The organism is Streptomyces mayonensis (genome assembly GCF_018982965.1).
Classification (GTDB): Bacteria; Actinomycetota; Actinomycetes; order Streptomycetales; family Streptomycetaceae; genus Streptomyces; species Streptomyces mayonensis.
Genome location: NZ_JACBYP010000004.1, coordinates 14,177 through 34,062 on the forward strand (window position 1 = coordinate 14,177; position 19,886 = coordinate 34,062).

The 19,886-nt window shown below is 72.7% G+C and carries 20 protein-coding genes; 12 read left to right on the top strand and 8 right to left on the bottom strand.

Annotated features, from left to right (window positions below; all coding sequences use genetic code 11):
* Positions 1–76: 76 nt before the first annotated feature.
* On the bottom strand, positions 77–496 hold the full coding sequence (locus HZS56_RS02220; RefSeq protein ID WP_216718931.1) for a TOBE domain-containing protein: 420 nt from the start codon (positions 494–496) through the stop codon (positions 77–79).
* 168 nt (positions 497–664) lie between these two features.
* Here HZS56_RS02220 and HZS56_RS02225 point away from each other — a divergent pair, with 168 nt between their 5' ends.
* From HZS56_RS02225 to HZS56_RS02245, 5 genes are all read left to right on the top strand, one after another.
* Positions 665–1,258, top strand: coding sequence for a DUF1707 SHOCT-like domain-containing protein (locus tag HZS56_RS02225; RefSeq protein ID WP_216718932.1), 594 nt, complete (start codon positions 665–667; stop codon positions 1,256–1,258).
* A gap of 365 nt (positions 1,259–1,623) precedes the next feature.
* Positions 1,624–1,713, top strand: coding sequence for a K(+)-transporting ATPase subunit F (kdpF, locus tag HZS56_RS02230; protein WP_037659531.1), 90 nt, complete (start codon positions 1,624–1,626; stop codon positions 1,711–1,713).
* An 8-nt stretch (positions 1,714–1,721) separates the two neighbouring features.
* The gene (kdpA, locus tag HZS56_RS02235) at positions 1,722–3,383 is read left to right on the top strand and encodes a potassium-transporting ATPase subunit KdpA (protein WP_216718933.1); all 1,662 of its coding nucleotides are present in this window, start codon (positions 1,722–1,724) and stop codon (positions 3,381–3,383) included.
* Entirely contained in the window at positions 3,383–5,572 is a 2,190-nt protein-coding gene (gene kdpB, locus HZS56_RS02240; RefSeq protein WP_216718934.1) for a potassium-transporting ATPase subunit KdpB, read from the top strand. Before kdpA ends, kdpB begins: the two co-directional genes overlap by 1 nt.
* Before the next feature lie 5 nt (positions 5,573–5,577).
* A complete protein-coding gene (locus tag HZS56_RS02245) occupies positions 5,578–6,246 on the top strand; it encodes a potassium-transporting ATPase subunit C (protein WP_216718935.1) in 669 nt (222 codons plus the stop codon).
* Between the two features lie 182 nt (positions 6,247–6,428).
* On the opposite strand, the gene HZS56_RS02250 is transcribed toward HZS56_RS02245, so the two are convergent.
* Together HZS56_RS02250 and HZS56_RS02255 are read right to left on the bottom strand one after the other, a co-directional pair.
* Positions 6,429–6,632 carry a DUF5999 family protein gene (locus HZS56_RS02250; protein WP_216718936.1) on the bottom strand — a complete coding sequence of 68 codons (204 nt, stop codon included), beginning with the start codon at positions 6,630–6,632 and terminating at the stop codon, positions 6,429–6,431.
* A 279-nt stretch (positions 6,633–6,911) separates the two neighbouring features.
* Positions 6,912–7,496: a hypothetical protein gene (locus HZS56_RS02255; protein WP_216718937.1), complete on the bottom strand. Its 585-nt coding sequence runs from the start codon at positions 7,494–7,496 to the stop codon at positions 6,912–6,914.
* Between the two features lie 552 nt (positions 7,497–8,048).
* Here HZS56_RS02255 and HZS56_RS02260 point away from each other — a divergent pair.
* Both HZS56_RS02260 and HZS56_RS02265 read left to right on the top strand, forming a co-directional pair.
* A complete protein-coding gene (locus HZS56_RS02260) occupies positions 8,049–9,566 on the top strand; it encodes a glutamate-cysteine ligase family protein (RefSeq protein ID WP_216718938.1) in 1,518 nt (505 codons plus the stop codon).
* Between the two features lie 82 nt (positions 9,567–9,648).
* A complete protein-coding gene (locus tag HZS56_RS02265; protein WP_216718939.1) occupies positions 9,649–10,488 on the top strand; it encodes a CPBP family intramembrane glutamic endopeptidase in 840 nt (279 codons plus the stop codon).
* Positions 10,489–10,536: 48 nt separating this feature from the next.
* Here the strand turns inward: HZS56_RS02265 and HZS56_RS02270 are convergent, their stop codons facing one another.
* Entirely contained in the window at positions 10,537–11,346 is an 810-nt protein-coding gene (locus HZS56_RS02270; RefSeq protein WP_216718940.1) for a PhzF family phenazine biosynthesis protein, read from the bottom strand.
* Positions 11,347–11,583: 237 nt separating this feature from the next.
* Between HZS56_RS02270 and HZS56_RS02275 the strand changes: the two genes are divergently transcribed.
* From HZS56_RS02275 to HZS56_RS02290, 4 genes are all read left to right on the top strand, one after another.
* Positions 11,584–12,231 carry a PadR family transcriptional regulator gene (locus HZS56_RS02275; protein WP_216718941.1) on the top strand — a complete coding sequence of 216 codons (648 nt, stop codon included), beginning with the start codon at positions 11,584–11,586 and terminating at the stop codon, positions 12,229–12,231.
* Positions 12,232–12,551: 320 nt separating this feature from the next.
* Complete coding sequence (locus HZS56_RS02280) at positions 12,552–13,091, top strand: Clp protease N-terminal domain-containing protein (RefSeq protein WP_216718942.1); 540 nt, start codon at positions 12,552–12,554, stop codon at positions 13,089–13,091.
* A 64-nt stretch (positions 13,092–13,155) separates the two neighbouring features.
* Complete coding sequence (locus HZS56_RS02285) at positions 13,156–14,196, top strand: EamA family transporter (RefSeq protein ID WP_216718943.1); 1,041 nt, start codon at positions 13,156–13,158, stop codon at positions 14,194–14,196.
* Between the two features lie 206 nt (positions 14,197–14,402).
* Positions 14,403–15,416: a DMT family transporter gene (locus HZS56_RS02290; RefSeq protein WP_216718944.1), complete on the top strand. Its 1,014-nt coding sequence runs from the start codon at positions 14,403–14,405 to the stop codon at positions 15,414–15,416.
* Between the two features lie 18 nt (positions 15,417–15,434).
* Here the strand turns inward: HZS56_RS02290 and HZS56_RS02295 are convergent, their stop codons facing one another.
* Positions 15,435–16,226, bottom strand: a complete 792-nt coding sequence (locus HZS56_RS02295) for a pyridoxamine 5'-phosphate oxidase family protein (RefSeq protein WP_253913603.1) — start codon at positions 16,224–16,226, stop codon at positions 15,435–15,437.
* Positions 16,227–16,249: 23 nt separating this feature from the next.
* Between HZS56_RS02295 and HZS56_RS02300 the strand changes: the two genes are divergently transcribed.
* Positions 16,250–17,587, top strand: a complete 1,338-nt coding sequence (locus tag HZS56_RS02300; RefSeq protein ID WP_216718945.1) for an aminotransferase class I/II-fold pyridoxal phosphate-dependent enzyme — start codon at positions 16,250–16,252, stop codon at positions 17,585–17,587.
* Positions 17,588–17,751: 164 nt separating this feature from the next.
* On the opposite strand, the gene HZS56_RS02305 is transcribed toward HZS56_RS02300, so the two are convergent.
* The 3 genes from HZS56_RS02305 to HZS56_RS02315 form a co-directional block, all read right to left on the bottom strand.
* Positions 17,752–18,219 carry a pyridoxamine 5'-phosphate oxidase family protein gene (locus HZS56_RS02305; protein WP_216718946.1) on the bottom strand — a complete coding sequence of 156 codons (468 nt, stop codon included), beginning with the start codon at positions 18,217–18,219 and terminating at the stop codon, positions 17,752–17,754.
* Positions 18,216–18,713 carry a Rieske (2Fe-2S) protein gene (locus HZS56_RS02310; protein WP_216718947.1) on the bottom strand — a complete coding sequence of 166 codons (498 nt, stop codon included), beginning with the start codon at positions 18,711–18,713 and terminating at the stop codon, positions 18,216–18,218. The genes HZS56_RS02305 and HZS56_RS02310 overlap by 4 nt, the downstream gene beginning before the upstream one ends.
* Before the next feature lie 273 nt (positions 18,714–18,986).
* Positions 18,987–19,859 carry a TauD/TfdA dioxygenase family protein gene (locus HZS56_RS02315; RefSeq protein WP_216718948.1) on the bottom strand — a complete coding sequence of 291 codons (873 nt, stop codon included), beginning with the start codon at positions 19,857–19,859 and terminating at the stop codon, positions 18,987–18,989.
* Positions 19,860–19,886: the final 27 nt, after the last annotated feature.

Here is a 19,886-nt window from a genome sequence, read left to right on the forward strand (position 1 = left end):
CTTCCGCGAGCGCCTCCGCGACGGAGTGGCTCCGCCCTCGCCCGTCCCCCGGGCCGGGGCGGAGCCGCTCGGCGTCTCAGGGGGTGGCCAGCGAGACCTCCGTCGACTTGATCAGGGCGACGACCGGAACGCCGGGGGACAGGCCCAGTTCGTCGGCCGACTGCCGGGTGACGACGGCGGTCAGTTCGGCGTCGTCGACGGCGACCGACACGGAGGCCATCGCGCCGCCCGCGGTCACGGCGGTGACCGAGCCCGGCAGCCGGTTGCGCACGGACAGGCCCTCGACGGGGCCGGTGGCCAGGGCGACCTGGGTCGACTTCACCAGCGCCCGGACGGCGGACCCGGCGGCGAGGGACAGGTCGTCGGCGGCCTCCCGGGTGATCGCCGCGATCAGGTGCCGGCCGCCCGCGAGGCGGACCCCGACCGTCGCCATGGCCTCTCCCGGAGTGACGGCGGTGACGATGCCGGGGAGCTGGTTGCGGATGCTCAGGCTCATGGGGGCACCGTAGTCCGACCAGGGTGCGATGCCCGGTATGCGGATGTGTACGGGGCGGCCGGGTTCGCACGCATCCCCCGAACGAGGCATTGGGTATAACGCGATATAGCGTTAGTCTGGGCGTGGTCGGGGCGCATGCAGAGCGCCTTGGGGAATCGGGGTGGAGCGATGTCGGTACAGCCCGCACACGGTGGTGAGTCGCTCGTGATCCGTGCCTCGCACGCGGACCGGGACCGGGTCGTGGACGTGCTCGGCGCGGCGGCCGGTGACGGACGGCTGACCGCCGGGGAGCTGGACGAGCGGGTCGGGGCCGCGCTCTCGGCGCGCACGCTGGGGGAACTGGTCGCCCTGACCGCCGACCTGCCGGCCGAGGCCGCGGTGCGGACACCCGAGGCCAAGGACGTCGTCCGGATCGAACAGCAGGGGGCGTCCACGCGGCGGGGCGAGGGATGGGTCGTACCGCGGCGGATGGAGATCCGGTCGGCCTGGGGCGAGGTGACGCTCGACCTCGCCCGTGCCGTGATCACCCACGGCACCCTCCATATCGACCTAGACCTGCACGCCGGGTCGCTCAAGCTCCTGACCCGGCCCGGCATCGTGGTGGACACCGACTCGCTGACGGCGAGCTTCGCCGAGGTGAAGGCCCCGCGGACGGTCGACACAGGGGTGCCCGTGACGCTGCGGGTCGAGATAGCGGGCACGATCAGCTACGGGAAGATCGTGGTGCGTGCGCCGCGCCGGAGGTTCGGGCGGAAGGGGTAGGCGCCGACGGCTCCCGCCCAGGAAGTCGCGTGGCCTCGTACCCGCGCGGCCTCGTACCCACCTGGTCCCGTACCGCGTGGCCGTCTCGTACCGCGTGGCCGTCTCGTACCGCGTGGTTTCGTACCCGTGTGGGCTTGTACCGCGGAAGCCGTGAGGACTCGTAAGAGATCCGTCAAAGGCGTACAGACCGCCGTATGAGAGGCGTCAACGGCGGTCCTTTTCGGTCGCACAGGAGCTTTCCTCGAAGCGTCCTAGTTGCAACCGAACTCACTCCAGGAGCTCACGATGGCCGATCTGGCCTTCGTCGTCACCACGGTCGCGGTCTTCGCGCTGGTGGCTCTCGTCGCCAAGGGGGTGACGAAGCTGTGACCGCCGAGAACATCGTCGGCCTGATCGTGGCCGTCGCCCTGCTGGGCTACCTCGTACTCGCCCTGATCTTCCCGGAGAGGTTCTGAGCGCCGACATGGGTCCCACAACCGCCGGCGTGCTCCAGGCGCTGGCCCTCATCGGTGCCCTTGCGGTCGCGCACGTCCCGCTGGGCAACCACATGGCCCGGGTCTACTCCTCCGACCGGCACTGGCGTGTGGAGAAGTGGATCTACAAGGGCATCGGTGCCGACCCCGACACACAGATGCGCTGGACCGCGTACCTGCGCGGTGTGCTCGCCTTCTCCGTCGCCGGGGTCCTCTTCCTCTACCTGCTCCAGCGCCTCCAGGGTGTCCTGCCGGGCTCGCTCGGCTTCGACGCGGTGGCGCCCGCGCAGGCCTTCAACACCGCCGCCTCCTTCGTGGCCAACACCAACTGGCAGTCGTACTCCGGCGAACAGACGATGGGCCACGTCGTGCAGACCGCGGGTCTGGCGGTGCAGAACTTCGTCTCCGCGGCGGTCGGCATGGCGGTCGCCGTGGCCCTCGTGCGCGGTTTCGCCCGCACCCGCGGCGGCGAGCTGGGCAACTTCTGGTCGGACCTGGTGCGCGGAGTCACGCGCGTGCTGGTGCCGCTGGCCGTCGTCGGCGCGCTCGTGCTGGTCGCCTGCGGGGTCGTGCAGAACTTCTCCGGCATCCACGAGGTCGGCCAGTTCATGGGCGGCTCGCAGCAGTGGAACGGCGGGGCCGTCGCCTCGCAGGAGGTCATCAAGGAGCTGGGCACCAACGGCGGCGGCTACTTCAACGCCAACAGCGCCCACCCCTTCGAGAACCCGACGGCCTTCACGAACCTCTTCGAGGTCTTCCTGATCCTGCTGATCCCGGTCGCCCTCACCAGGACCTTCGGTGTCATGGCCGGCTCGGTGCGCCAGGGGTACGCGATCCTCGCGGCCATGGCCACGATCTGGGTCGGCTTCGTCGCCCTGATGATGTGGACCGAGCTTGCCCACCACGGCCCGGCGCTGCAGGCGGCCGGCGGGGCGATGGAGGGCAAGGAGCTGCGGTTCGGGATCGGCGGCTCGTCGCTCTTCGCAGTGAGTACGACGCTCACCTCCACCGGCGCCGTCGACTCCTTCCACTCCTCGTACACCGGACTGGGCGGCGGGATCGCCCTGCTGGGCATGATGCTCGGGGAGATCGCACCGGGCGGGGTCGGCTCCGGGCTCTACGGCATGCTGATCATGGCGGTCGTCGCGGTCTTCATCGCGGGGCTCATGGTCGGCCGTACACCGGAGTACCTCGGCAAGAAGATCGGCCCCCGCGAGATCAAGCTCGCGGCCGTCTACATCCTGATCACGCCGGCGCTGGTCCTGGTCTTCACCGCGCTGTCCCTGGCCCTGCCGACTCCGCCGCACTCGATGCTCAACCCCGGCGCGCACGGCTTCTCCGAGGTCCTGTACGCCTTCACCTCCGCCGCGAACAACAACGGCTCCGCCTTCGCCGGGCTGAACGCGAACACCGACTGGTTCAACACCACGACCGGGCTCGCGATGCTGCTCGGACGGTTCCTGCCGATGGTGTTCGTCCTGGCCCTGGCCGGATCGCTGGCCGGGCAGCGGCCGGTGCCGGTCACCGCGGGCACCCTGCGCACCGAGAAGCCGATGTTCACCGGCCTGCTCGTGGGCGCCATCCTGATCATCGTCGGTCTCACCTACTTCCCGGCGCTGGCCCTGGGCCCGCTGGCGGAAGGGCTGGCGTGATGACCGCCCGTACCCGGAAACACGAGGACGACATGTCCGACTCCCTGCCCGACTCCGAGCCCGCCGTCAAGGACCCGGCGTCCCCCGCCGCCGTGGCCACCGCCGACGCCACGGAGCGACGGGCGCCGCACGACGGCTCGCCCACCGGCCGCCCGTCCGGCGGCGGCCGCGTCGGCGGCGGCCTCTTCGAACCCGCGCGGCTGCTCGCCGCGCTGCCCGAGGCGTTCCGCAAACTCGACCCGCGGGTGATGGTCACATCACCGGTGATGTTCGTGGTGTGGGCCGGCTCGGTGCTGACCACCGCCTGCTCCTTCACCGACCCGGGGGACTGGTTCGGCTGGACCATCAGCGCCTGGCTCTGGCTGACCGTCGTCTTCGCCAACCTCGCGGAGGCCGTCGCCGAGGGCCGCGGCAAGGCGCAGGCCGACACCCTGCGCCGGGCGAAGACGGATGCCGTCGCCCGCCGGGCCGACGGCTCCACCGTCCCCGGCGCGGAACTGGCGGTGGGCGACCTGGTGGTGTGCGAGGCCGGCGACGTCGTCCCCGGCGACGGCGACGTCGTCGAGGGCGTCGCCTCGGTCGACGAGTCCGCGATCACCGGCGAGTCGGCGCCCGTCATCCGTGAGTCGGGCGGCGACCGCAGCGCCGTGACCGGCGGGACGAAGGTCCTCTCCGACCGCATCGTCGTCCGGATCACCACGAAGCCGGGCGAGACCTTCATCGACCGGATGATCGGTCTCGTCGAGGGCGCGGCCCGGCAGAAGACGCCGAACGAGGTCGCGCTGAACATCCTGCTGGCCTCGCTGACGATCGTCTTCCTGCTGGCCTGCGCCACGCTGACGCCGTTCGCCGAGCACGCGGGCACCCGGCTGTCCCTGGTCGTGCTGGTCGCGCTGCTGGTCTGCCTCATCCCCACCACGATCGGTGCCCTGCTCTCCGCGATCGGCATCGCCGGCATGGACCGCCTGGTGCAGCGCAACGTGCTGGCCATGTCGGGCCGTGCGGTCGAGGCCTCCGGCGACGTCTCCACCCTGCTCCTCGACAAGACCGGCACCATCACGCTCGGCAACCGGCAGGCGGCGGCGTTCGTGCCGGTGCGCGGCACGACCGAGGCCGAGCTGGCGGACGCCGCACAGCTGTCCTCGCTGGCCGACGAGACGCCCGAGGGCCGCTCGGTCGTCGTGCTCGCCAAGGAGCGGTACGGACTGCGCGAACGGCACCGGGGCGAGCTGACCGGTGCCGAGTGGGTCTCCTTCACCGCCCAGACACGGATGTCCGGCGTGGACGTCCAGGGGCGACGGATCCGCAAGGGCGCGGCCGGCGCGGTGACCGCGTGGGTGCGCGAGCACGGCGGCGAGGTCGCGGAGGACACGGAGCGGCTGGCCGACGGCATCTCCGAGGAGGGCGGCACACCGCTGCTCGTCGCCGTGGAGGACGCGGAGGGGGCGCGGGTCCTCGGGGTCGTCCATCTCAAGGACGTCGTGAAGCAGGGCATGCGGCAGCGGTTCGAGGAACTGCGGCGGATGGGCATCAGGACCGTCATGATCACCGGCGACAACCCGCTGACGGCCAAGGCGATCGCCGACGAGGCGGGCGTCGACGACTTCCTCGCCGAAGCCACGCCCGAGGACAAGATGGCGCTCATCAAGCGGGAGCAGGCCGGCGGCAAGCTCGTCGCGATGACCGGCGACGGCACCAACGACGCCCCGGCGCTCGCGCAGGCCGACGTCGGGGTGGCCATGAACACCGGTACGTCGGCCGCCAAGGAGGCCGGCAACATGGTCGACCTCGACTCCGACCCGACCAAGCTGATCGAGATCGTCGAGATCGGCAAGCAGCTGCTGATCACACGCGGGGCGCTCACGACGTTCTCCATAGCCAACGACGTCGCCAAGTACTTCGCGATCATCCCGGCGCTGTTCGCGGCGGTGTACCCGGGCCTCGACAAGCTCAACATCATGCGCCTGTCCTCGCCGGACTCGGCCATCCTGTCCGCGGTCGTCTTCAACGCGCTGATCATCGTCGTGCTGGTGCCCCTCGCCCTGCGCGGAGTGCGCTACCGGCCGGTGAGTGCGGACCGCATGCTGCGCCGCAATCTCGCGGTCTACGGCCTGGGCGGGCTGATCGTCCCCTTCCTCGGCATCAAGGCCGTCGACCTGCTCCTGTCCCTCGTTCCCGGAATCGGCTGACCGTCATGAAGAACTCGGTATCGAACACGGCGCGGTTGCTCGCCGCCGGTCTGCGGGCCCTCCTGGTGCTCACCCTGGTCACCGGCGTGGCCTACCCCCTGGTGGTGACGGGGGCCGCCCAGGCCCTCTTCCCCGGCAAGGCGGACGGCTCCCAGGTCTCGGCGGACGGCCGGGTAGTGGGCTCCTCGCTGATCGGACAGTCGTACAACCTGCCGCTCAAGGCGGGCCAGGAGACTCCCGAACCGGATCTGAAGTGGTTCCAGGGGCGGCCGGCCAACGGACTGGGGGAGAACACCCTCAACACCCAGTACCGGCTGATCGTCTCCGGTGCCACCAACCTGGCCGCCGACAACCCGGAGCTGGTCGGGCAGGTGAAGGCTGCCCAGGCCGCCGTCATCAGGGACAACTCCGTGCCCGGCAGCCCCGTCCGGCGGGAGGACGTCCCCGCCGACGCGGTGACCTCCTCCGGCTCGGGACTCGACCCGCACATCTCCCCGGAGTATGCCCGGTTGCAGGTGGGCCGGGTCGCCCACGAGAACGGCCTGAGCGTCGTGCGGGTGCGGGAGCTCGTCGACCGGCACACCGAGGGCCGGACGCTCGGCTTCATCGGTGAGCCGGCGGTGAACGTCCTCGAGCTGAACATCGCCCTCAAGCAGCTCCTGGCGAAGAGCTGAGAAGCACTGGGAGGAGCTGAGAGGAGGCTGGAGTGGCTGAGCGGTGCCCCGCCCCGTCTCGGGGACCGGCCGGCCACGGACCGTGACCGGGTCCGGACACGGGGCGGGGCCGGTTCGCAGCCGCGGCTGCGAACCGGCCCCAGGGCGCTCGGGCGAGCGGTCCCGCTCCGCCCGGCGGGTGATCAGGCGGCCGTGATCAGACCCGCGCCGACGGGGCGGTGCGGGGCGATGACCTGACCGTCCGGCAGAAGCTCACCGGTGTCCTCGAAGAGGACGACGCCGTTGCACAGCAGGCTCCAGCCCTGCTCCGGGTGGTGCGCCGCGAGGCGGGCGGATTCCCGGTCGGCGGAGTCGGCTGACGGACACGGTGGCTGGTGCTGGCACATGGGTGGGGTCTCTCGGTCTGTGATGACGGATGAGGTCGTTGTCCTGCTCGTGGCTGTCCCGCGGCGTGAAGCGTCGTTCATGGCCGCCCCCCGTTGTCTCAGTCGGTCCGAACCCAGTGTTGCCCCACGGGCGTCGATCCGCAGGTATTTCGCAGCACCGCTTCTCACAGGTTGATGACGCCTCACCCGCGCGGACGGTTCAGTCCAACTGCACTGTCATTTCGGATGGTTCGGCATGGCCGGATGGGGCTAGTCCGCGCGGGTGGGTGAGCGGGAGGGTCAGGCGGGTGAGCCCATCAGCCGGGTCGGCGCCACCCGGTGGGTGAGCACCGGCAGCAGGTCGGCGACCCGGTGCGGCCGGTGGGCGGCGATGCCCGGCGGTGCCGGCGCCAGCGGCACCAGCAGGTCGGTGGGCCCGGGGTGGCCACAGGCGGCGTCCGCGGAGCGGTCCCCGTGCAGCCACAGGGTGAGCATGTACAGCTCCGGCACGGACAGCAGGCGCGGCTGGTACGTCTGCGGAACGGACTCGGCCTGCCGCAGCGCGTGCCCCGTGGAGGCGACGTAGGGGCCCTCGAAGAAGTGCGAGAAGGCCCAGCCGTCGGGGGTCAGCATGGTCTCGGCCGCGGCCACCGCCCGGTCGCCGCAGTGGATCAGGAACCGCCACCCGGTCAGCCGTGTGACCGCGACGCCCTCCGCGGTGATCCGGTCCAGAACGTGGACCGGCAGGGGGAGTTCGGGGGTGAGGGGGCCCTGGGCGCCGAGCAGGGCGGGAGTCCGCGCCTCGCGTACCGCGGTGGGCGAGGAGAGGGCGGTGAGGACGGAGCGCAGGGCGGCCGCGGGGGCCGGGGGCACACGCAGGGGCATGATGGGTCGCCTCTCATTCGAAGGCACGGTGGCGCGAGGGCGGAGCGGGGCGGACGACGCTGTCAGCTCACAGGGCTGGGAAGGCAGGGGACGGGCCCGGGAACCGAGAAGGGGGTGAGATCTGCCGCGCGTCAGCTCGACGGCAGGATCCTTCGACCGCGGGCGCCGGTCTTCTGCCTTGTCCGCGGAGTTTATACGACATGTGTTCAGACTGTGTTTCGGCTAGCCGATTCCGGTTACCGTTACAAGGCCGCATTCGGTCGTCGATATGCGGGAATCCTCCGGATTTCGGACCGAGTGTGCGGCGGTGACCTCGGGGAATGTTCACCGCGCGGTCGGCCCATTGTCGTCGGCGTTTTTCACGAGTTGCCGCAGCGTGAAAACCGCGTTCCCGTCATGCCCGGCGAATGTGCCACCGGTCACATCGGCACAGCGTAGTGGGTGCCGGGCCCGCGTGGGGACGTTATCGATCGCTTCGGCTGGGCATCATCCACCCTGACCGGTCGCCGGCGGCCGGATCTCCGCATCGACGCTCCGAGAAGGGACTCTTCCATGGGGGAGAAGGTCGTGGCAGGTCAGTTCGACCTGTCCGATCGCCAGCGCTACCGCGAGAAGCTCCAGCGGTGCCTGACCGGCCTGGAGCGTCTCCTGGCGGAGAAGCGGTTCGACCGCCCGAAGAACCTGATGGGTCTGGAGATCGAGTTGAATCTCGTCGGTGTCGACGGGATGCCGAAAATGTTGAATGCGCAAGTCCTCGAACGGATCGCGAGCCGCGACTTCCAAACAGAACTCGCCATGTTCAACCTGGAAGTCAACATAGCTCCCCACCGGCTGGGCGGCCGGGTATTCGACCGGCTCTCCGAGGAGATCCGTACGTCTCTGGCATATGCGGACCGCAAGGCGGGAGAGGTCGAGGCGGGAATCGCGATGATCGGCATTCTGCCGACTCTCGACCGTGACGACCTGGTCTCCTCCAACCTTTCCGCCGTCGACCGCTACGCCTTGCTCAACGACCAGATCGTCGCCGCCCGGGGCGAGGACTTCACCCTCGACATCGAGGGTGTCGAGCGTCTGACCTGCACCTCGAAGTCCATCGCCCCCGAGGCCGCCTGCACTTCGGTGCAACTGCACCTCCAGGTCACCCCGGACCGCTTCGCCGACGTGTGGAACGCGGCCCAGGCCGTCACCGCCGCCCAGATCGCCGTCGGCGCCAACGCGCCCTTCCTCTTCGGCCGCGAGCTGTGGCGCGAGTCGCGTCCCCCGCTGTTCCAGCAGTCCACCGACACCCGCCCGCCCGAACTCCAGGCGCAGGGAGTGCGGCCGCGCACCTGGTTCGGGGAACGCTGGGTGACCTCCGCCTACGACCTCTTCGAGGAGAACCGGCGCTACTTCCCGGCGCTGCTGCCGATCTGCGACGACGAGGACCCGCTGGAGGTCCTCGACGCGGGCGGCGTGCCCACCCTCGCCGAACTCGTGCTGCACAACGGCACCGTCTACCGCTGGAACCGCCCCGTCTACGACATCGCCGACGGTGTCCCGCACCTGAGGGTGGAGAACCGGGTCCTGCCCGCGGGACCCACCGTCACCGACGTCATCGCCAACGCCGCCTTCTACTACGGCGTCGTACGCGCACTGGCCGACGAGCCCCGGCCGGTGTGGACGCGGCTGCCGTTCGAGGCCGCCGCCGCCAACTTCGAAGCGGCGTGCCGCCACGGGATCGACGCCCGCTTCGAGTGGCCCCGGCGCGGCCGGCTCGGTGGCACCACCGAGGTCGACGCCGCCGTGCTCGTACGCGACGAACTGCTGCCGCTCGCCGAGGCGGGCCTCGACGCGTGGGGCGTGGAGCCCGCCGACCGGGACCTGTACCTCGGTGTGATCGAGGAGCGGTGCCGGCGCCGGGTCAACGGCGCGTCCTGGCAGGCGGCCACGTTCCACCGGGCGCTGGAGGCCGGCCTGTCCCGCGAGGAGGCGCTGGCGGCGACGACCCGGCGCTACGTCGAGCTGATGCGCGACGGGGACCCCGTGCACCGGTGGCCGGTGGGCCTGCCGGAGCCGGTACCGCTGAGCTGACCGGCCGCCCGGACCGCCCCCGCCGCGCGCCGCCCCGTGCCCATCGGGCAAGCTGTGACGTCCCGGCTGGAGGCAGGTGCGCATGGCGGAGGCAGGTCCGGTGGACGACGCGACGGACGGCGCGGTTTCGCGCGAACCGGCCGGCGGGCAGCCGGCGGACGGCAAGGGGCCCGCGCGGCGGATCCTGCGGGACGAGACGCTGCTGGTCCTGGCGCTCTCGCTCGGTGCGAGCGGGGTGTCCGCCCTCATCAGCTTCGTCGGCTCGGTCACCCGCCCGGGCGGACTCAAGGACCAGGCGGCCACCCTCAACGCCTCCGCGGCACCCGGCAGGCCCTGGCTCGACCTCGCCTGGCAGCTCTTCGGCATCACCACGGCGCTCGTCCCGGTCGCGCTCGTGGCGCACTTCCTGCTGCGCGAGGGGCACGGCCTGCGCACCCTCGGCTTCGACCGCACCCGTCCATGGCCGGACCTGGGGCGCGGCGCCGCCGTCGCCGCCGTCATCGGCAGCACCGGCATCGCCTTCTACCTGGCCGCCCGCGGCCTCGGCTTCAACCTCACCGTGGTGCCCGAGGCGCTGCCCGAGGTGTGGTGGAAGTACCCCGTCCTCATCCTCTCGGCGGTACAGAACTCCGTCCTGGAGGAAGTGATCGTCGTCGGTTACCTGCTGCGCCGGCTCGACCAGCTCGGCTGGGGCACCGGCGCGTCGCTGGCGGCCAGTTCGGTGCTGCGCGGGTCGTACCACCTCTACCAGGGCATCGGCGGCTTCGTCGGCAACATGGTGATGGGCGTCGTGTTCGTGTACCTGTACCGCCGCTGGGGCCGGGTGGGCCCGCTGGTGGTGGCGCACTCGCTGCTCGACATCGGGGCTTTCGTCGGTTACGCGCTGCTGGCCGGGAAAGTGGACTGGCTGCCGACGGCCTGACGGCGACGCGGGGCGGGCCGCCGGCAACCATGGGGTGCCGGGCGCGGGTCAGGCCAGCAGCTCGCCCTCGATCACCGTCACCGCGTGCCCGTTCAGCAGCGTGCGCGCGCCGCGCAGTTCCGTGCGGACCCGGCCGGAGCGCGGCGAGACCTGGAGCCCGGTGAGGTTCGCCCGGCCGAGGCGCTGGGACCAGAAGGGCGCGAGCGCGGTGTGCGCGCTGCCGGTGACCGGGTCCTCGTCGATACCGACGTTCGGGAAGAAGCAGCGGGAGACGTAGTCGTAGCCCCGGGCGGGGTCCGCCGCACGGGCGGTGGCGATGATGCCGCGCGCGGAGTGGGCCGCCAGCGCCTTGTGGTCCGGCGTCAGCCCCCGCACGGTCTCCTCGTCGGCGACCTCCACCAGCAGGTCCCCGACGCTCTCACCGGTGTCGAACACGGACCGCGGTTCCGCGCCCAGCGCCTCGGCGGCCCCCGCCGGAGCCTCGACCCGGGCCAGGGGTGCGGTCGGGAAGTCCAGGGTGACCGAGCCGTCGTCCTCGGGCGTCGCGGCCAGCACGCCGCTGCGGGTGGCGAACCGCACCGGGCCCTCGTGGGCGCCGGTGGAGTGCAGGACGTGCGCCGTCGCGAGGGTGGCGTGGCCGCACATCGCGACCTCGGTGACCGGCGTGAACCAGCGCAGCGCCCAGTCGGCCTCGCCGCCCGGGGGCAGGCGGTGGGCGAACGCGGTCTCGGCGTGGTTGACCTCCAGGGCGACGCGCTGGAGGCGGTCGTCGTCCCAGAAGGCGTCCAGGAGCAGCACTCCCGCGGGGTTGCCGGCGAACGGACGGTCGGTGAAGGCGTCGACGATTCGGATACGCATGCCCAGACGCTAACGGCTGTGCGAGGCCCCGGGCCAAGGCCGGTCGCCCGTCGCCGGACCGTCCGTCCTCCTTTGTCCGGGCGCGATCGCCGTCTCGGGCGGTCCTCGGGCGGTCCTCGGGCGGTCCGGTTTCCGGTTCCGAGGAAGAAGGGGCCTTGGCATTCAACCGATTCCGATATATCGTTGAGGCATCGCGTTAGAGTCGCGTTAGATCAACGACTGAATGGAGTGATGACGATGCGTACCCACGGATACGAGCACGGCCACGGTGGACACGGCCGCGGAGAGGGCGGCCCCTTCGGTCGCGGCGGCTTCGACGGCCGGCGTGCGGCCTTCGGTCCCTTCGGGCCGGGCGGCCCCGGTGGGGGGTCCGGCGGTCCCTTCGGGCCCGGTTTCGGCCACGGCGGGCCCTGGGGCGGCCGGGGGCGCGGCGGCCCCAGGGGGAGGGCGCGGCGCGGCGACGTACGGGCGTCGATCCTGGCCCTCCTCAAGGACCGGCCGATGCACGGCTACGAGATGATCCAGGAGATCGCCGAGCGCAGTGGCGGCGCCTGGAAGCCCAGCCCCGGTTCGGTGTACCCCACCCTCCAGCTGCTGGAGGACGAGGGGCTGATCATCAGTGAGAGCGAGGGCGGCAAGAAGCTCTTCGCGCTCACCGAGGAAGGCCGCACCGCGGCCGGTGAGGGCCCGGAAGCACCCTGGGAGGAGGCGTCCAAGGGCGTCGACTGGGAGGCGCTGAACGACATCCGGCAGGCCGGTTTCGGGCTGATGGAGGCGTTCGGCCAGGTCTGGAAGACCGGCAGCAAGGAGCAGCGCGAGAAGGCGCTCGCCGTCATCGGCGACGCCCGCAAGAAGCTGTACCTGATCCTCGCCGACGAGGACTGAGCGCCTTACGGCGTGCCGAAAGTGAGGCCCTCCGCGGAGTGATCCGCGGGGGGCTCTCCCCGCGCCCGGCCGGCCCCTCCCGCCGATGCCTCCTTCCGGCCTCTCCCGCCGACGCCGCCGGGCCTTCCGGCCCGCCCCGGACCGGGGCCCCTACCCGCCCGTCCGTGCGCGGCAAGGGGGGTGCGCACCTTTCGGGGCCATACGGCTTGATCTCATCCGTAAGGAGGAGATTCCAGCCGGACGGGTCCACTCTGTGTGGGATGCCGAAATGCTTCCCGTCGGGGATGACTTGATTTCGTGGGACTGATGGGCTGGGAGATGTGCAACCCCGTATCCCCCGGCAGTCCGCCGGTGAGCAAGACGACCGGCGCCCGGACGGCGCCGACCTCGACGACCGGTTCGACGCGGAACTGGCCGCGGCGGTCTCCGGTGCCCGCCGCAGGGCGGTGCGGGACGGCGACCGGCAGATCGACACCGCCCACCTGCTCCACTCCCTCCTCGAGTCCGACGCCGAGGTCAGGGCCGTCCTTGGGGACGGGGCCCGGATCGCCCGGCTGCTCGGCTACCTCGTGCAGCGCAGCATCGGCTACGGCCTGCGCTGGCAGAGTGCCGTCGAGGACTCCGGGGCGGTACCCGTGGTGACCGGTGCCACCGGTTTCTCGCCACTGGCCGCGGCGGCGACCGAGGAGGCCAGGGCCCGCGCCGTGCGACGCGGGGCGGCCCGCGCCTGCGGTGTCGACCTGCTCGCCGCCCTCGTCGCGGATCCGCAGGCGCGCGCCGTAGAGGTGCTGGCCCGTGCCGCCGTCGAGCCGGACGCCGTGCTCGCCCGCGTGGAGCAGCACTTCGAACCCGCGCCCTGAGCCGGAGCCGCCCGCGCGCCGCGGCCCGCCACGCGCGGAACGTCCAGTCGGTGAGACAGGTGTCATGAGGGGTGACGGTCATGTCGACCCCTGCCATCATGCGACCGTGGATACCTCTGACAGCACCCGGGGCAGCCGTGGCAAGGGTGCCGGGCTCGGCCTGGCGCTCGCGTCCGCGATCGCCTTCGGCGGTTCGGGAGTCGCGGCCAAGCCCTTGATCGAGGCGGGACTCGACCCGCTCCACGTGGTCTGGCTGCGGGTGGCCGGCGCCGCCCTGGTGATGCTGCCGCTCGCCGTGCGCCACCGGGCGCTGATCCGACGCCGCCCAGGGCTGGTCGCCGGGTACGGACTGCTCGCCGTCGCCGGCGTGCAGGCCTGCTACTTCGCCGCGATCTCCCGCATCCCCGTCGGCGTCGCGCTGCTCGTCGAGTACCTGGCCCCGGCCCTGGTGCTCGGCTGGGTACGGTTCGTGCAGCGGCGGCCGGTGACCCGGGCCGCGGCGCTCGGGGTGGTCCTCGCGGTCGGCGGCCTGGCCTGCGTGGTCGAGGTGTGGGCCGGACTGGGCTTCGACGCCCTCGGACTGCTGCTGGCCCTCGGCGCCGCCTGCTGCCAGGTCGGCTACTTCGTCCTGTCCGACCAGGGCAGCGACGCGGGCGACGAGAGTCCCGACCCGCTCGGCGTCATCGCCTACGGCCTGCTCGTGGGAGCGGCCGTGCTCACCGCCGTGGCCCGCCCCTGGTCCATGGACTGGTCCGTCCTCGCGGGCACCGCACCCATGGACGGCACACCCGTGGCCGCCGCCCTGCTGCTGGCCTGGATCGTGCTCGTCGCCACGGTGCTCGCCTACGTCACCGGCATCGTCGCCGTGCGCCGTCTGTCTCCCCAGGTCGCCGGGGTCGTGGCGTGCCTCGAGGCGGTCATCGCGACCGTGCTGGCCTGGGTGCTGCTCGGCGAGCACCTCTCCGCCCCGCAGATCGGCGGCGGCCTCGTGGTCCTGCTGGGCGCCTTCATCGCGCAGTCGTCCGCTCCCGCGAAGGGCAGCGCGGGCCCCGTGGCGGGCGGAGGCCCCGAAAGGGAGTTGTCCGGCCGCGGAACGGCGGCCTAAGGTGCGGATCATGCATGCCGACGCACTCGTCCTCCCGCCTCCGGCCGCCTGAGGCGGGCCCCTGACCAGTGCCCCGCACGGGGCACCAGCCCGGCGTGTCGTCGCCGGGCCGGACAGTGCCGCCCGCAGACGCAGTCCGCGCGCCCCCGGCCTTTCCGGGGCCGCTCCGAACTCCCGCGCCCCGTGCGCGTCTGCGGAGAGAAATCGTGCCGAATGCCGTCAACGGCCTGCCCGTCGGGCGTGGCCTCCTCTATCTGATCGTCGCCGGTGTCGCCTGGGGCACCGCCGGAGCCGCCGCCTCGCTGGTCTACCGGACCAGCGACATGGGGCCCGTCGCCCTGTCCTTCTGGCGCTGCGCCGCCGGGCTGGTCCTGCTGCTCGCCGCCCGTCCCCTGCGCATGCGAACCGGGGCCCGCGCGGCCGCGGACGACCGACCTGACGGCACAGCCCGCCGCCAGGAGTACCGCCGGCCCGACAGTCGCCAGGAGTACCGCCGGCCTCTCGCCCGCACGGCATGGCGGTCCCTCGTCACCGGCCTGGGTCTCGCGGTCTTCCAGACCGCCTACTTCGCCGCGGTGCAGTCCACCGGACTCGCCGTGGCCACCGTCGTCACCCTCGGCGCCGGGCCGGTGCTGATCGCGCTCGGCGCGCGTCTGGCCCTGGACGAACACCTGGGCGCGGGCGGCGTCGCGGCAGTGGCCGGGGCGCTCGCCGGGCTGGCGGTGCTCGTCCTCGGCGGGGGCGGCACGACCGTCCGCCCGGCGGGTGTGCTCCTCGCCCTGCTGTCCGCCGCCGGGTACTCGGTGATGACGCTGCTCACCCGCTGGTGGGGGCGGGACGGCGGGGCGGACGCCGCCGGCACGTCCGTGGGCGCCTTCGCCGTCACCAGCCTGTGCCTGCTGCCGCTCGCCCTGGCGGAGGGGCTGGTGCCGCACACCGCCGAACCGGTCCGGCTGCTGTGGCTCCTCGCGTACGTCGCCGCCGTCCCGACCGCGCTGGCCTACGGGCTCTACTTCGCCGGGGCGGCCGTCGTCCGGTCCGCCACCGTCTCCGTGATCATGCTCCTGGAGCCGGTCAGCGCGGCGGCGCTCGCCGTCCTGCTGCTCGGGGAGCACCTCACGGCGGCGACCCTGGCCGGCACCCTGCTGATGCTCGGCTCGGTCGCGGGGCTCGCGGTGGCCGAGACCCGGCAGGCGCGGACCCGGTCCGCGCCCGCCTGACCGCCGGGCCCCGTGGTGTCACCGTGCCGACAGATAGCCGGGCACGGTGACACCGGGGGCCAGCGCCGGGTCGGCGACCGGAGCGGCGTACCCCTTGCGCAGCGGCAGGAGGCCGGCCCAGTGGGGGAGGGCGAGATCCTCGGGCTCGTCGTTGACACCGCCGGTGCGGAGCTTGGCGGACACCTCGTCGAGGTCGAGGCGGATCACGGCGGTGGCGGCCAGCTCCTTCTTGCTGGCCGGCCGGGAGTCCCGGGAGCGGCCGGGCACCACCTGGTCGACCAGGGCGTCCAGGGCGGTGCGGCGCTCCTCGGGGTCCGTCACGTCGTACGCGGTGCCGTGCACCACCACCGACCGGTAGTTGATGGAGTGGTGGAAGGCCGAGCGGGCCAGCACCAGCGCGTCCACATGGGTCACCGTCAGACAAACCGGCAGCCCCGGGTCGCCCGCGCCGGTCATCCGCAGCGGGCGGGAACCCGTCGAGCCGTGCACGTACAGCCGCTCACCCGCCCGGGCGTAGAGCGTGGGCAGCACCACCGGGGCACCGTCGCGGACGAAGCCGAGGTGGCAGACGTAGCCCTCGTCGAGTATCGCGTGCACCAGTTCCCTGTCGTACGAGGCCCGGTCGGGGGCGCGGGTGGGGACCGTGCGGCCGGTGGGCCGGTAGTCGGCGGCGGACGGCGACGGCGCGCGGGTGGTCCGCGACGGTGTCTGCGCGGTCCCCGACGGCTGCTGCGTGTCCTGCGACGGCGAGTGCGGAGTCTGTGGCGGCTGTGTGGTGTCCCGGGCGGCGTCCCGCATGGCGTTCTCCATTGCACTAGTGCATAATCTTCTTTGTGCTAGGAGAATATCGGATCACAGGGCGGGGCGCAGCGGAGATTTCCGCGAGCGTCGAGCGTGCGGTGGGGGCGGGGGAGCTGGAGCCGGGGCAGTCCCTGCCGCCCATGCGGGAGTTGGCGCAGCAGCTCGGGGTCAACGCGAACACCGTCGCCGCCGCCTACCGCACCCTGCGGGAGCGCGGGGTCATCGAGACGGCCGGGCGCCGGGGCAGCCGGGTACGTGCGAAGCCGGCCACCACGGGGCGCGAGTACATCCGCGTGGAGGTGCCCGAAGGAGTGCGCGACCTGTCCGACGGCAACCCCGACGCGGCCCTGCTGCCCGCCTTGGGACCGGTGTTCGCCGCGGCCGCCGAGCAGGGAGACCGGGACCCGGTTCTCTACGGGCACGCGCCCGTCGACCCCGGCCTCGCGCGCGTCGCGCGGGCCGAACTGGACGCCGACGGCGTGCCGGACGGGCCCGTGGCCGTCGCGTCGGGATCGCTGGACGCCATGGAACGGGTGCTCGCGGCCCACCTCAAGCCCGGTGACACCGTCGCCGTGGAGGACCCGGGCTGGGGCAGCCTCCTCGACCTCGTCCCCGCGCTGGGCCTGCGCACGGTCGCCGTCGGCGTCGACGACGAGGGCCCGCTCCCCGGTGACGTGCGCCGGGTGCTCGAGTCCGGCGCCCGTGCCCTGGTCGTCACGGACCGGGCGCAGAACCCGACGGGGGCGGCGCTGAGCGCCACGCGCGCGCGTGCCCTGCGGTCGGTGCTGCGGGACCACCCCGCGACCCTGCTCATCGAGGACGATCACGGCCACCGCATCGTGGACCTCCCGCTGCACCCCCTCGCCGGTACGACGCACAGCTGGACGCTGGTCCGCTCGGCCGCCAAGGCCTGCGGCCCCGACCTGCGGCTCGCCGTCCTCACGGGCGACCCCGTCACGCTCGACCGGGTGCGCGGACGGCAGCGGCTGGGCCCCGGCTGGGTCAGCCACGTCACCCAGCGGGCCGTGGCCCGGCTGTGGTCGGGCGACACGGTGGACGCGCGCACCGCGGCCGCGGTGTACGGGCGCCGCCGCAACGGCCTCCTCGGTGCCCTCGCCGCACGCGGGATCACCGCACACGGACGCAGCGGCCTGAACGTGTGGATCCCGGTGCCCGACGAGACCGGGGCCGTCGCCCGGCTGCTGCACGCCGGCTGGGCCGTCGCCCCCGGCGCCCGCTTCCGCGTCGGCGCCCCGCCGGGCATCCGGATCACCGTCTCGACGCTGGCGGACGACGACGTCGAGGCCCTGGCGGAGACGGTCGCCGCGGCGGTGGGACCGGGCTCGGGACCGCCGGGGAGCCACGTCTGAGGCGCGGGGTGCGGCGCCCCGGAGCCGGCCGCCGTACGCGACCGGTACAACGAGCCGATGCAGCTGCCCGACGGTCTGGCAGGGCGCCGCTCCGGACGGCCCCGGCCGGCACCGGCTCGCCGGCCGCCCGGCACCGGCTCGCGGGCCGGGCGGGCCGAACCTGCCTACGACGGGCCCAGCTTGCGGAAGTCCCAGGAGACGACCTTCTCCGGCGTCAGCCGCAGCCAGGCGTGGCGGCCGTCGTGCGGCATCTCCTGAAGGCCGAAGTTCTTGCGGGCGAACAGCGTTTCCGGGAGGTCGAGTTCGGCGCACAGTTCACCGGTGCGCGGGGCCTCGCCGACGAACTCCACCCGCCCGGACAGCTCCGCGCCCCGCAACTCGTCGTACTCCTCGCCGGTGTCGACCACGACCGCCACCCGCGGGTCGCGCCGCAGGTCCGTCCAGCGCCGGCTGCGCATCACGGAGTACAGCCACATCGAGGAACCGTCCCAGACGAACCACAGGGTGCTGACGTGCGGCATCCCGTCGGCCGAGACCGTGGCGACCCGGCAGGTGCGCTGGGCGGTGAGGAACCCCTCCAGCTCGCCGGGCGTCATCATGATCCGCCGGCCCCGGCGCTGCGTCACGGTCATCCGGCGAGCTGGATCGAGTCCCCGCTGACCGTGATCTGCACGGCGGGCAGCGGCTCGGGCGCGGGACCGCCCTGCACGCTGCCGTCGGTGATGGAGAAGTTGCTGTTGTGACAGGGGCAGTTGATGACCCCGTCGGCCACCTTCTGCACCGCGCAGCCCTGATGGGTGCAGGTCGCGGAGAAGGCCTTGAAGTCGCCCGCCGTGGGCTGGGTGACGACCACCTTCTGGTCGGGGAAGACCTTGCCGCCGCCCTCCGGGATGTCGGCGGTCGCCGCGAGCGCGACCCCGGCCCCGGCGTTCTCGCCGCCGCCCGAACCGCCGCCGCCCGCCTCCTCGGGCGCGGAGGCCGAGGGGGCGGTGCCGGTGTCGCCGGACGTGTCCTCGTCCGAGCCTCCGCAGGCGGCCAGCACGGCGGTGAGCCCTGCCGCTCCGGCGGCCGTCACGACGGTACGGCGGGCCGGTCCCGCGGGGCGGTGAAACGATGCGCTGGTCATGCTGGGGTTCCCTTCCGGGGTGGATGCGTGGTGATCTGCCGAGAGGTACGGCCCCGTGGCACATGCTGTTCAGACCGTGTGGCGATGCTGTCGCGCCGACGGTCGGGCGGGCGTAAAACACGGCTGTCGATTCGCTGTCGCCCGGCCTTCTCCCACGCCTGCCCGGCCTCTCCCGCGCCGGTCCGGCCTCTCCCGCGCCGGTCCGGCTCTCCCACTCCGGCCTCGGGCTCCCCGCGGCGGATCGGCGGCCGCCGCGGGGAGCAGGGCGCGCCGCTACCAGCCCTTGAGCGGGCCGCCGTTGATGGCGACCCGGCGGCCGTAGCGGGTGCGCGGGTAGTAGTCGTAGGTGGCGTGGTGCTGGACGCAGCGGTTGTCCCAGAAGACCAGCGTGCCCGGTGTCCAGCGGACCCGGCAGGTGAGCAGCGGGCGCTGCGTCACGAGGGCGAAGAGCATCTGGAGCAGGGCGTCGCTCTCCGGCTCGGAGAGCTGGGGGATCCTGGAGACGTAGGCCTGGTTGACGTACAGGATCGGGCGGTCCGTCTCGGGGTGCCGCACCACCACCGGGTGCTCGTTCACGGGGATCTCGTAGTTCGGCGGCACGCTGTAGCCGCGGAAGCTCTGCGCCCCGTCGTGAATGGCCGTCAGGCCGTCCAGGAGACCGCGCATCGTGGGCGACAGCATCTCGTAGGCCAGGTGCATGTTGGCGAACAGCGTGTCGCCCCCGCTGCCGCCCTCCGGCGTCTCGGTGATGTAGAGCATCGAGCCGAGTGACGGTTCGAGGTCCGCCGTGCCGTCGGCGTGCCAGGCGTTGCCGGCGACGTTGCCCGCGGCCGCGCTGGTCTTGATCTCCAGCACCACGGGGTCGCCCTCGGGCGGCGGAGGATTGACCGGCCGCAGCTCACCGAAGTGGCCGGCGAAACGCTTGTGTTCCTCCGTGGTGATCTCCTGGTCGCGGAAGACCAGGACGTGGTGGTCGAGGAACGCCGTCCTGATCTCGGCCAGCACGGCCTCGTCGAGCCGGGAGAGGTCCGCGCCGGTGACCTCGGCACCGGTGACGGGTGTCAGGGGCGCCACGGAGATGTGTTCGTAGGCCCTGGGCGGCCTGGTGGTGACGGCTTCCAGCGCGGCGAGTTCGTAGGCTTCCATCGCGTTCTCCTCGGTGGTGGGGCGGGG